This window comes from Actinomycetospora sp. (assembly GCF_055612215.1).
Map to the genome: position 1 here is coordinate 1 of NZ_JBVPVA010000035.1, position 11,784 is coordinate 11,784.

The 11,784-nt window shown below is 74.7% G+C and carries 14 protein-coding genes; 4 read left to right on the forward strand and 10 right to left on the reverse strand.

Going from position 1 to position 11,784, the window contains the following annotated elements:
• Positions 1–9: 9 nt before the first annotated feature.
• From AC0CYZ_RS00715 to AC0CYZ_RS00725, 3 genes are all read right to left on the reverse strand, one after another.
• A complete protein-coding gene (locus AC0CYZ_RS00715) occupies positions 10–1,071 on the reverse strand; it encodes a PIN domain-containing protein (protein WP_472211086.1) in 1,062 nt (353 codons plus the stop codon).
• 26 nt (positions 1,072–1,097) lie between these two features.
• On the reverse strand, positions 1,098–1,568 hold the full coding sequence (locus AC0CYZ_RS00720) for a L,D-transpeptidase (RefSeq protein ID WP_472211089.1): 471 nt from the start codon (positions 1,566–1,568) through the stop codon (positions 1,098–1,100).
• A gap of 371 nt (positions 1,569–1,939) precedes the next feature.
• Positions 1,940–2,185: a hypothetical protein gene (locus tag AC0CYZ_RS00725; RefSeq protein ID WP_472211092.1), complete on the reverse strand. Its 246-nt coding sequence runs from the start codon at positions 2,183–2,185 to the stop codon at positions 1,940–1,942.
• A gap of 178 nt (positions 2,186–2,363) precedes the next feature.
• Between AC0CYZ_RS00725 and AC0CYZ_RS00730 the strand changes: the two genes are divergently transcribed.
• Positions 2,364–4,022, forward strand: coding sequence for a class I adenylate-forming enzyme family protein (locus tag AC0CYZ_RS00730; RefSeq protein WP_472211094.1), 1,659 nt, complete (start codon positions 2,364–2,366; stop codon positions 4,020–4,022).
• A gap of 88 nt (positions 4,023–4,110) precedes the next feature.
• Positions 4,111–4,965 (forward strand): helix-turn-helix transcriptional regulator, encoded by an 855-nt coding sequence (locus tag AC0CYZ_RS00735; RefSeq protein WP_472211097.1) that lies wholly within the window; start codon positions 4,111–4,113, stop codon positions 4,963–4,965.
• 6 nt (positions 4,966–4,971) lie between these two features.
• On the opposite strand, the gene AC0CYZ_RS00740 is transcribed toward AC0CYZ_RS00735, so the two are convergent.
• From AC0CYZ_RS00740 to AC0CYZ_RS00770, 7 genes are all read right to left on the reverse strand, one after another.
• Positions 4,972–5,793, reverse strand: coding sequence for an enoyl-CoA hydratase/isomerase family protein (locus AC0CYZ_RS00740; protein WP_472211100.1), 822 nt, complete (start codon positions 5,791–5,793; stop codon positions 4,972–4,974).
• A gap of 41 nt (positions 5,794–5,834) precedes the next feature.
• Positions 5,835–6,512, reverse strand: a complete 678-nt coding sequence (locus AC0CYZ_RS00745; protein ID WP_472211104.1) for a winged helix-turn-helix transcriptional regulator — start codon at positions 6,510–6,512, stop codon at positions 5,835–5,837.
• Positions 6,513–6,742: 230 nt separating this feature from the next.
• On the reverse strand, positions 6,743–7,144 hold the full coding sequence (locus AC0CYZ_RS00750; protein ID WP_472211107.1) for a VOC family protein: 402 nt from the start codon (positions 7,142–7,144) through the stop codon (positions 6,743–6,745).
• 33 nt (positions 7,145–7,177) lie between these two features.
• Positions 7,178–7,993 (reverse strand): enoyl-CoA hydratase, encoded by an 816-nt coding sequence (locus tag AC0CYZ_RS00755; RefSeq protein WP_472211110.1) that lies wholly within the window; start codon positions 7,991–7,993, stop codon positions 7,178–7,180.
• Between the two features lie 47 nt (positions 7,994–8,040).
• On the reverse strand, positions 8,041–8,763 hold the full coding sequence (locus AC0CYZ_RS00760; RefSeq protein WP_472211113.1) for a DUF4383 domain-containing protein: 723 nt from the start codon (positions 8,761–8,763) through the stop codon (positions 8,041–8,043).
• Positions 8,764–8,892: 129 nt separating this feature from the next.
• On the reverse strand, positions 8,893–9,666 hold the full coding sequence (locus tag AC0CYZ_RS00765) for an SDR family oxidoreductase (RefSeq protein WP_472211116.1): 774 nt from the start codon (positions 9,664–9,666) through the stop codon (positions 8,893–8,895).
• Between the two features lie 28 nt (positions 9,667–9,694).
• Complete coding sequence (locus AC0CYZ_RS00770) at positions 9,695–10,567, reverse strand: DUF1003 domain-containing protein (RefSeq protein ID WP_472211119.1); 873 nt, start codon at positions 10,565–10,567, stop codon at positions 9,695–9,697.
• Between the two features lie 189 nt (positions 10,568–10,756).
• Here AC0CYZ_RS00770 and AC0CYZ_RS00775 point away from each other — a divergent pair, with 189 nt between their 5' ends.
• Positions 10,757–11,077 carry an ArsR/SmtB family transcription factor gene (locus AC0CYZ_RS00775; RefSeq protein WP_472211122.1) on the forward strand — a complete coding sequence of 107 codons (321 nt, stop codon included), beginning with the start codon at positions 10,757–10,759 and terminating at the stop codon, positions 11,075–11,077.
• Complete coding sequence (locus AC0CYZ_RS00780; RefSeq protein WP_472211125.1) at positions 11,074–11,595, forward strand: SRPBCC domain-containing protein; 522 nt, start codon at positions 11,074–11,076, stop codon at positions 11,593–11,595. The genes AC0CYZ_RS00775 and AC0CYZ_RS00780 overlap by 4 nt, the downstream gene beginning before the upstream one ends.
• Positions 11,596–11,784 lie beyond the last annotated feature (189 nt).

An 11,784-nucleotide genomic window follows, 5' to 3' on the forward strand; every position in this document is an offset into this window, starting at 1 on the left:
CGAGGGCCGTCAGGCCGGCTCCAGCCGCCAATCGCCGGTGGACTCGTCCCACGCCATGCGGACCACCCCGCGTGCCCGGGCGGCCTTCGCGAAGCTGAGGAACGAGGTGAAGCCGTAGGTCTTCTCCGAGAAGTCCGGACGCCGCTTGCGGACGCGGTCCTTGAGCCCGGACAGCGGCACGCCTCCCCCGGAGCGCGACTCCTCGGCTACGACCTCGGTGAGCAGCCGGAACGCGTCGTCCTCGGCGCGCTCGTTCTCCGGGAACGTCACCTCCGGGTCGCCCGCCGCCGACCCCGTCGCCAGCTCGACGATCCGTTGGTCCTGGAGGTGGCGCAGCAGTTCCCCGAACCCCCGGAACCCGTGCTCGGCCTCGTCGAAGGTCGGGTCCTGGCGCAGGATCGCGCGCTTGAGGCGGGACGCGAGGACCGGTCCGTCGCCACGGCGGGCGAGCCCCGAGAGCGTCCGCGTGACGAGGCGCCCGAGGGCCTCGTCGTCGTCGGGGGCGGGCTTCGCGGCGGTCTCCGCGCCGGCGGCGGGCGCCGGGGCCCCGGCGACCGGCGTCGCTTCCGCGGCCGGCGGCGAGGTGTCCACGAGGCGGTCGTAGTAGAGGAACTCGTCGCACGCGGGCGGGAGGAGCCGCGACGTCGAGGACGCCACGCCGATGCCGATCACCCGCTTGTCGAGCTCGCGCAACTTGTGCACCAGCGGGGTGAAGTCCGAGTCGCCGGTGCCGATGGCGAACGTCGTGACCCAGGACCGCTCGTAGGCGATCTCGACGGCGTCCACGGCCATCTTGATGTCCGCGGCGTTCTTGCGGGAGCCCCCGAGCCGCTGGGGGATGTCGATGAGTTCGACCTGCGCCCGGGCCAGCAGCCGGCGGTCCTCGTCGAAGTAGGACCAGTCGGCGTAGGCGCGGCGGGCGACCACCCGGCCGCGCACCGCCAGCGCGTCCGCGACGGGCGTGAGGTCGAACGGGCTCACCCCGAGCCCCTCGCGGGCCCCGATCGCGAGGTTCTCGTAGTCGAGCAGCATCGCGATCCGCTCGTCGCCTTCGTCGGGGTTGCCTGCCATGACCGACAGCCTGACAGGCCCGCCGATCAAGGGATGATCTGCACCTGGTCGTAGACCTGGAGGGTGTCGAAGAACTTCTCCGACGCGTCGTGCGAGAGGTGGACGCACCCGGCCGACTGGCGCTGGAGGCTGCCCTCGTGGAACGCGTCGCCGGGCGCGAAGAACACCGAGTTGTTCATCGGCGCGTGGTTGTACTCGTCGCTCTTGTGGTTCTTGTCCTTCCACATCACCGTGAAGGTGCCGGTGGGCGTCTCGGCGCCCTTGCCGCCGGTCGTCACGGGGACGGGACCGTCGATGACGTGACCCTTGCCGTCGGTCAGCCACGCCGTCTTCTGCGAGATGTCGACGCAGGCCTTGGCCGTGATCGCGCACGGGGTGGCGCTCTTCGTGGCGGGCGCCGGCGCGGCGGCCGGAGCCGGTGCCGGGGCGGCCGGCGCGGCCAGGGCGGGCGCGGCGAGCTGGAGCAGACCGGCGCCCACGACCGCGGCGGAGCCCACGCCGAGTCGCAGGCCACGTCCCTCGATCCGGGGACGGGCGCTCGCGTGGTGACGACCCATGGAATGGCCCTTTCGCGGTCGGTGATGCACAGCGTTCCATCTCTCAACGCTCACGGAACGGATTCGTTTCGGTGACGCAGGGAGCAGTGTGCACACCGCGACCGGTCGGCCGGAGGGCAGGGGTCACCGCGTTGAGCAGGCGATTCGTCCGAGAAACGCCCTCAGCGTGACGAGACGGGCGAAGCCGACGAATGCGACAGAACCCGACGACGGGCCCGACACGCCGCGCTTTCCTGGGACGTTCCTGTGGATCTCGGGGTGGTCACGATCCGATCACGATGCCGTGTCACCCGATCGAGTGGCCGCCGCGGTCAGGCCACGACGCGGACATCCACCCCGCGGTGCGCCGCGCTCTCGCGGGCCGCGGCGAGCACCTCGGCCTGCGGGTCGGGGAGCTCGGTGCCCGGCGAGACGTGCAGCTCCACGTCGAGGCCGGCGCGGACCGCGCGGTCGACCGCGGCCCGCAGGCGCGCGTCGAGAGTGGTCACGTCGGGGAGCTCGCCCCGGCCGTCGACCGGCAGGCCGACCCGGCGGGTGGGGCTCAGATCCAGGCTCATTCGGCCTCCTCGCGGGTCGCCGCGATCGGCGGTCCCCGGAGTCGATCACGCGGATCCTCGAGGCGGTCCGCGTACTGATGATCGGAGGTACCCGATCGGGTCCCCCGATACGCGCGAACGGCCCAGTCCCTCACCCGACGCCCGGCGGACGGACCCGATCGGGACCACACTTCCGGATATGGGCGGCGTCGAGGCGGGACCCACGCGCAACGACGTGGTCGCGGAGCTGACCGGCCCCGGTGGCCCCGCCGAGCTGGGCGAGGCCGTGGTGCGCGGGATCCCGCTGCGCGTCCACGTCACCGCGCCGCAGGTGCTGCGCGACGTGCACGACGGGACCGCGGCGCACGGCAACCGCCCCTACACCGTGTACGACGGCGAGCGCGTCACCTACGCGCAGCACCGCGCGCGGGTGGCCGCCCTCGCACGCCGCTACGCCGAGCTGGGCCTGCGCCGGGGCGACCGCGTCGCGGTCTGCCTGCGGAACTATCCCGAGTGGATGCCGCTGTGCTGGGCCGCGTGGGTGTCGGGGCTCGTGGTGGTGCCGCTCAACGCGTGGTGGCAGTCGGCCGAGCTCGCGCATGCGGTAGCGGACGCCGGCCCGCGGCTGGTCGTCGCCGACGGGGAGCGGGCCGCGGTGCTGCGCGAGGTGACCCCCGACGACGTCGGCGTGGTCGTGGTGCGCGGCGAGGCGCCGGGATGCATGACCTTCGCCGAGCTCCTGGGCGAGGTGACCGACGACCACCTCCCCGACGTGGCGCTCGACCCCGAGGACGACGCGTTCATCCTCTACACCTCAGGCACCACCGGACGGCCCAAGGGCGCCGTCGGGACACACCGCAACCTCTGCACCGACGTCCACAACCGCCGGCTGACGGTCGCGGTCGGCGCGCGGCTGTCCGGGGTCGCGCCGCCCGCGGCGCCCGGGGTGCTCCTGGCCTTCCCGATGTTCCACGTCGCCGGGCTCTGCGGGATGGTGAGCGGGACGGCCGGCGGGTCCACGATCGCGACGCTCTACCGCTGGGACGCCGGCGAGGCGCTGCGGGTCATCGCCGCCGAACGCCTCACCTCGCTCGCCGGGGTCCCGACGGTGGCCCGGGACCTGGTGCGCACGGCCGCCGCGACCCCGGGCGCCGACCTGTCCTCCCTGGTCGGCATCGGGATGGGCGGCGCCCCGATCCCTCCGGAGCTCGTCCGGCGCGTCGCCCCCGTCGGGGCGCCCTCGAACGGCTACGGGCTCACCGAGACCACCGCGGGCATCGCGTTCAACGCCGGCGAGGACTACCTCGCCGCCCCCGATGCCGTCGGGCGGCCGGTCCCGAGCGCCGACGTCCGCGTCGTCGACCCCGTGTCAGAGGCCGACCTCGGCGAGGGCGTCGTCGGCGAGCTGTGGTTCCGCGGGCCGAACGTCGTCCGTGGCTACTGGAACGCCCCGGAGGCGACCGCCGCGGCCTTCGTCGACGGCTGGTTCCGCACCGGCGACCTCGGGCGCGTCGACGACGGGGTGATCCGCGTCGTCGACCGGCTCAAGGACGTCGTGATCCGCGGCGGCGAGAACGTCTACTGCGCCGCCGTCGAGGCCGAGCTCCTCGAGGTCGAGGGCGTGCTGGACGCGGCCGTGGTCGGCGTCCCCCACCCGACGCTCGGGGAGGAGGTGGCGGCCGTCGTCGTCCACGCCCCCGGGGCCGCGCCGGACGAGGCGGCGCTGCACGACCGGGTCGCGACCCGCATCGCCGCGTTCGCCGCCCCCACCCGGATCGCGACCACGACCGAGCCGCTGCCCCGCAACGCCGTCGGGAAGGTCCTCAAGCGCGAGCTGCGCGCGTCGCTCGGGATCTGACCGCACCGGGGCGGCGCAGAGCCGGGCCGCGCAAGCAGGGAGTCGCGGTACCAGGCTCGCCCGCGCGCGAGGGGGCAGGCTGGGGACCATGACGCGGGGCGACACGACCGAGCTGGCGGCGGCGTTGCGGCAGTGGCGCGAGCGGCTGACCCCCGCCGACGCCGGCGTGCCCGCCGGGCCGCGACGACGCACGCCGGGCCTGCGCCGCGAGGAGGTCGCGCGGTTGGCCGGGGTGTCGGTCGACTACGTCGTGCGCCTGGAGCAGGGCCGGGGCCCGCACCCGTCGCCGTCGGTGCTCGGGGCGCTCGCCCGGGCCCTGCGGCTCTCCCCCGCCGAAGCCGGGCACCTGTTCGACCTCGCCGGGGTGGCCCTGCCGGGCCCGGGGCGGGTCAACGACGTCGTGCGCCCCAGCGTGCTGCGCCTGCTCGACCGGATGCAGGACCTCCCGGCCATGCTCATCGACGCGCGCAAGTCGCTGCTCGCCTGGAACCCGCTGGCCGACGCCCTGCTCGGCGACATCTCGGCGATCCCCCGGGAGCGCCGGAACCTGCTCTGGATGCGGTTCGGCCCGGGGGCCGGCGAGGGTCGCGGGCTGGTCCTCGACGAGGCGGGCGGCCGGGACCGGCTCGACCGCTCGGCCGTGGCCGACGCCCGGTCCGCCCTCGCCCGCTACCCCGACGACCCGGTGCTGCGCAGCCTGGTCGACGAGCTCCGCCGGGTCAGCCCGCGCTTCGCCTCGCTCTGGGCCGAGCGCCCGGTCGAGGACCACCGTGTGGACCGCAAGACCTACGACGTCGCCGGCATCGGGCGGATCACCCTCGACTGCGACGCCCTCGAGGTCCCCGACGACGGCCAGGTCCTGATCGTCTACTCCGCCGCACCGGGGAGCCCGGACGCGGAGAAGCTCGACCTGCTGCGCGTGGTGGGGCTGCAGAAGGTCTGACCGGGCTCAGCGCCCGTGGAACACCGGCCTCTCCTTGGCCAGGAACGCCTCGACGGCATCGCGGTGGTCCTGGGTGGCGCCGAGGCGGACCTGGGCGTGCGCCTCGTGGTCCAGGACGGTCGCCAGCGGGGACACGGTGCCCAGCGCGACGGCCTGCTTGATCTCGGCGTAGGCCAGCGTCGGGCCGGCGGCCAGCCGGCGGGCGAGCGCGAGCGCGGCGGCCTCGGTGGCCTCGGCGTCGGCGGCGACCTCGCGGACGATCCCCCAGTCGTGCGCCTGCTCGGCGGTGAAGGTGTCGCCCAGCATGAGGAGCTCGGTGGCCCGTGATGCGCCGACGCAGTGCGCGAGGGTCGCGGAGAGCCCGGAGTCGCCGCCGAATCCGATCCCGGAGAACGCCGTCGCGAACCTGGTGCCGGCGGCGGCGACCCGGAGGTCGCAGGCCAGCACGAACCCGAGTCCGGCGCCGACCGTGGTCCCGGTGATCGACGCGACCACCGGCTTCGCCATCCCGGCGAGCGAGGTCGCGATCGGGTTGTAGTGCTCGGTCACGGTGGACAGCGAGCCGCCCGGGGAGCTCTCCCCGCGCAGCGACTCGGCGTGCTCGCGCAGGTCCTGCCCGACGCAGAACGCCGGGCCGCTCGAGGCGAGGACGACCGCGCGCACCGAGGAGTCCTCCGCGACCTCGGCCAGCGCGTCGCGCAGGGCGACCTTGAGCTCCAGGGTGAGCGCGTTGCGCGAGTCCGGCCGGTTGAGCCGCACGGTGGTGACGGCCTCGGCGTCGTCACGCTCGACGAGGACGGGCGGGTCGTTCGGGGCAGCGCTGTCCATGGGGTGATCGTGGCACGCGGGCCCGTCGACGACCTCCGGGATCAGGCGCCGACGGCGTCCGGGGTCCGCAGCGGCTCGGGCATCGGGAACAGGCCGAGCAGCCGCTCGACGGCCGCGCGGTCCCCGGAGAGCGTCAGCATCCCGTCGGAGATCGCGGAGTCCAGCGGGTGGCCCGCGTAGAGCACCGCCGCCCACGCCTCCGGCGCCTGCGCGGTCACCGTCGCGGACGGGCTCGGGAGCTCGCCGCGCTCCATCGTGAACGCGCCGTCGTGGATCCGGGCGACGAAGGGCTGGTCGGCCAGCACGAACTGCACGTCGTCGTCGACGCCCCGGGCCTGCTCCGCGGAGAACATCGTGCGCATCGAGAGGACCAGCGAGTCGACCCCGATGTGCTCGGCCTCCGGGAGCGAGCGCGCGGCCCACCGACCCAGGGTCTGCAGCACCGGCTCGAGCTCGCGGCCCCACTCGGTGAGCTCGTACACCGCGGACGCGGCGGGCGGGGGCAGCCGGCGGCGCCGGAGCACCCCCGCGTCCTCGAGCTCACGCAGCCGCTGGGACAGCACGTTGGGGCTGGCGTGGGGCAGCCCGGTCCGCAGGTCGGTGAACCGCTTCGGGCCGAGCAGGAGCTCGCGCACCACGAGCAGCGCCCACCGCTCCCCCACGAGGTCGAGGGCGTGGGCCGCAGCGCAGCCGTCGAAGTAGTCGCGCCGTGGAGCCATGGCCGGGACGGTACCCCGGATCGACCGACAAGTCACTTTCTAGGACCGTGAGGCACGTCATCAGGACGGGCGGCCGTCGGGGTGGTCCTGAGCGAAGGGCACCATCAGTCGCCTAGACGGGCCAGGGGCACCCCTCGCCGGAACACGCGGCGGCGGCGGGGAAAGACCGAAGGGCACCCTCGCTCGACTAGACCGAGCGAAGGTGCCCCCCAGTCACCACGAGGCCGGGCTCAGGTGCCGGGCGCAATGAAGAACTCGAGCGCGATCCCGTCGGGGTCACGGAACGAGATGCCCGAGCCGTAGTGCGCCTTCTTGACCCCGCCGTGCGAGATGCCCAGCTCGTCGAGGCGGCTGCCCCACTGCTCCAGCGACGCCGAGTCCGGCAGCGCGAAGCTGATGTGGTCGAGCCCGGTGCGGCGCTCGTCGAAGGCGTCCCTGGCCTCGCGGCCCATGTGCGTGTGCAGGCCGAACAGCATCCCGCCGTCGAGGGCGAAGACGGTGTGGTGGAACTCGCCGCCCTCCTCGTCCTCGTCGAGCACGGGGTCGGTGCCGAACAGCCGGGAGTACCACTGCGTCGAGCGCTGCAGGTCGGACACGGTGATGGCCACGTGCTGCAGGCCGGGGAACGTCATCGGGCGGCTCCTTTGCCGGTGGTCGTGGTCGGCCTAGCGGTCCTGCCAGACCGGGGCACGCTTGGCCAGGAAGGCGGACATGCCCTCCTGGGCGTCGCAGGTCATGGCGTTGGTCGCCATCACCTCGCTCATCTCGCCGTAGGCCTCGTCCTCGGAGAGCTCGATCTGTCGGTAGAAGGCCTCCTTGCCGATGCGCAGCGTCACGCTGCTCGCGTCGGCGACCTTCTCCGCCAGCGCCCGGACCGCCGCGTCGAGCTCGTCGGCGGGCACCGCGGCGTTGATCAGGCCCCACTCGGCGGCCGTGGCGGCGTCGATCGTCTGGCCGGTCAGCAGCATCTGCATGGCGCGCTTGCGGCCGATCGCCCGGCTGACCGCCACCATCGGCGTCGAGCAGAACAGGCCGATCTTGACGCCGGGGGTGCCGAAGACGGCGTGGTCGGCGGCGATCGCGAGGTCGCACGTGGCGACGAGCTGGCAGCCCGCGGCCACGGCCATGCCCTGTACGGCGGCGATCACCGGCTGCGGCACCGCGTGGACGGCCCGCATCATCTCGGTACAGACCGCGAACACCTCGCGCTCCTCCTCGAGCGTCCGGTCGACCATCTCGGAGAGGTCGTGACCCGCCGAGAACGCCGGACCCTCCGCGGCGATGACGACGACCCGCACGCCCTCGCGCGCCGAGACGTCGCGCAGGCCTGCGGTGACGGCGCGCATCGTCGCGACCGAGAGCGGGTTGCGCCGCCGGGCCGCGGTCAGCACGACCCGGCCGACGACGCCGTCGACCTCAGTGCGCACCGCGTCGGCGGCGGCGTGCTCGGTGCCGGGCTGGGTCGTGACCGGGGTCGCCATGTCCCCTGGTCTAGCAGCCCCGGGCCCGCGACGACAGGCCCGGACCGTCAGGCCGCGCCGGCCCCGCCGGTGGAGTGCTCGTCGCGGCCGAGCGCCATCCACCGGTCCCGGCGGTCCTCGTGGGTCCGCAGCCGGTCGACCTCCTCCATGCGACGACGCTGATCGGGCGTGGCCGAGCCCGCCGCGATCGCCCGGGAGGCCTCCGCCATCTCCGCGTCGGCGTCGCGCTCGGCCCGGGTGCTCGCCCGGAAGGGCAGGGAGCGCGCCACGGCGTCCGGGTCGTCCTGGTCGGTGTGCTGCCCCGCGTGCTCGGACCGGTAGGGGTTGTCGGCGGGCAGGCCGGCGCTGAGCCGCCCGTACCCCCCGAGGAACAGCAGCACGAGGCCCGCGACGATCGAGAAGACGACGTTGGGCCAGCGGAACGCCAGGAAGTTGTACGGCGTCGTCATGACGCCCAGGTTCGCGAAGGCCGAGACGATGAACAGGGCCCCGACCACGATCATCACCGTCGAGGAGAAGCGCCCCCCGCGCACGGCCGCGAGCACCAGGACGACGGCGGTCACCAGCGAGATCGTCGAGAGCAGCCCGTTCGAGGACAGCCCGAGCACCGGCGCGCCGCGGGTGTCGAAGAAGCCGAGGCCCCCGACGAGGCCGAGGACGCCGAACGCGGCGATCACCACCGCGACGACGACGGCGCCGACGCGGTGGACGACCACGACACGGTGGGCCGGGCTGAGAGAGGAGTCGTGCTGGCCCTGCGGCGCGGTCATGGGTCCACCTCGGGGGGTCACGGCCTCCGACCCGACGTGGTCGGCGGCATTCGGGCATCCCCCGTCCCCGTGATGTCAACCCTCGCCGGGGCGGACCTCGCGGAGGTCACCCGGTCGGGGCAGCCCCGTCTACAGCCCGCCCACCAACCCGCCGTCGCACCGGGTGGCCGTGCCGGTGACGTAGGACGCCGCCTCGCTGCACAGGAACGCGGCGACGGCGCCGAACTCGGCGGCCGTGCCGTAGCGCCCGGCCGGGATCGACGCCGCGGCCCGCGACTCGGCCTCCGCGGTCGAGATGCCCTCGCGCTCCGCGACGCTCGCGTCCACCTGCGCGGTGCGGGCGGTCGCGATCCGGCCGGGCAGCAGCAGGTTGACCGTGACGCCGTCGGCGGCCACCTCGCCGGCCAGGGTCTTGAGGTAGCCCGCCAGCGCGGCCCGCCCGACGTTGGACAGTGCGAGCCCGGGGATCGGCGCGACGACCCCGGTCGACCCGACCCCGAGGATCCGGCCCCACCCGCGCTCCCGCATGGCCGGCAGGACCAGCGAGACGAGCCGCTGCTGGGCGAGCAGGAGCGGGACCAGCGCGTCGCGCAGGGCGTCGGTGTCCAGCGTCGCGGCGGTGCTCGGCGGCGGGCCGCCGCTGTTGAGCACGAGCACGTCGACCGCGCCGAACGCGTCCCGGGCCCGCGCGACCAGCGTCTCGGGGCCGTCCGGCTCGGTGAGGTCGACCCCGGCGCCGACGGCCTCGGGCAGCTCGGCGGCGATCTCCACGGCACGTTCGCCGCGCCGTCCGCTCACCACGACGCGGGCCCCTTCCGCGGCGAGCGCCCGGGCGGTGGCCTCACCGAGGCCGGAGGTGGAGGCGCAGACGACGGCGGTGCGTCCGGCGAGACCGAGGTCCATGGTGGACATCCTGCCCCGAGCGGACCCTTCAGCGGCGGCCCGACCCCACGTCCTGGTCGGTGTGCTCGCGGCGGGGGGCCGGCGCCCCCGGGCCCTCGGGCGCCCGCGCGTCGACCGCCTCCTCGACGACCGCGGTGAGCAGCTCGTCCTGCGCGAGCAGGTGCTGACGCAGGTGGCGGCACTGCTGCAGGACGACGGCGGTGTGGTTGGACGTCTCCACGATGCGGCGCTCGGAGACCTCCCCGAGCACGTCCTGGCCGACCATGATCACGAACATGAAGACCAGCTGGGCGAGGCTCGAGCAGAAGAGCAGGAACGGGAACGGGTACGGGTCGGGGATCACGCCGAGCAGGGCGAGCACCATCCAGCCCCCGACGATCCCGGTGGCCACGACGACGGCCGAGCGGCTCCCGAGCCGCTGCACCAGCCAGGCGGCCATGCGCCGGTTCGGGGTGGAGATCGCGGGCTCCACGGCGAGCGGCGGGCTGATCATGATCGGCGCGGTGTCGCAGGGGTCGAGCTCCCGGCCCGCCGCCGCGCCGCGGTTGAGCAGCCGGGCGCGGTCGTCGATCAGTGCCTGCAGCCGGTGGCACTCGCCGAGGATGGCCTGGGCGTCGTCGTAGGTCTGCTGGGCGCGGCGCTCACCGGACTCCGAGAGGGTCCGCTGGCCCACCAGGATCACGAAGATCAGCAGCAGCTGGACGACGTTCCCGACGAACAGCAGGACCGGGTACGGGTACGGGTCGAACCCCAGCACGGACCGGGCCCCGAGCACCATCCAGACCGCGGAGAGCGCCACCGTGAGGTAGACGGTGACCATCGAGCCCAGGCGACGCGTCAGCCACGCCGCGAGCCGGTCCCCCGCCGTCCGGGACTCCGCCCCCTCCACCACCGTCGCCACCCAGCGTTCCCCCGCACCGCCGCCGGTCCGTGGTCACCGCGGGGGCCCGGCCCACCCCACGCGGAGCTGTCTCGATCAAGGCTCTCATCAACGGACGCGGTCCCAGGGTGGCAGGTTCCCGGGTTGGGCCGAACGAGACCGTCGTCAATGCCTGGACAGGAATATACGACAAACGGCATACTCAGGGCCGTGGCGACCCCCTGGACCGCACTCGCCGACCCCACGCGCCGGGCGATCCTCGACGTGCTGCGCGAGCGCCCGCACGCCGTCGGCGAGGTGGTCGCACGCCTCGACCTGCCCCAGCCCTCGGCGTCCAAGCACCTCGGCGTGCTGCGCCGGGCCGGCCTGGTGCGGGTGACGGTCGACGCCCAGCGGCGCGTCTACGCGGTCGACCCCCGCCCGCTGGGCGAGCTCGAGGCCTGGCTCGCGCCCTACCGCCGGCGCTGGGGCGACGCCCTGGACGCGCTCGGCGAGCACCTGGACCGGAACACCCCCGAGGAGCCCCGATGACCACCGGCACGTACCTCGAGATCGACGGCAGGCCCGCCCTGCGGTTCGTGCGCGACTACGCCCATCCCCCGCAGCGGGTCTGGGAGGCGGTGACCGACCCGACCGAGCTGGTCGCCTGGTTCCCGGCCCGCGTCGCGTTCCCCGACGCCGGGGAGCCGGTCGCGGGCGGGGTCGTGCGCTTCTCCTTCGACGCCGACGGCGACGGCGGGAGCGGACGCGTCGTCCTCCACGAGCCGCCGCACCGGCTCACTCTGACGTGGGCGGACGACGAGCTCCGCCTCGTCGTCGAGCCGCTCGCCGACGGCGGGTCCCGCCTCACCTTCACCGCCCTGCTCGGTGCCCGCGACACCGCCGCCCGCACGGCGGCCGGGTGGGAGGTCTGCCTCTCCGCGCTCGACGCGGCCCTGGCCGGCCGCCCGACGCCCCCTCCGGGCGGGCCCACCCCGGCCTGGCGCCGCCACTACGACGACCACGTGGCCGTCGGGGTGCCGTCCGGCGCCCCCGTCCCGGAGGCGTGAGAAAACCGGTCGCCGGGCTCGCCGGGTCCCGGCAGGATCGTCGCCGACCGGCACCAGGAACGAGGAGACGCCGCGTGCAGACCGCCGCCCGCCCGGCGGCAGGGACCCGCGCCCGCCACGGGACCCCGCCCGCCCGCGCCCGCATCCGCACCCCGCGCTGAGGACTCCTCCCGTGGGGTGATCCCCCAC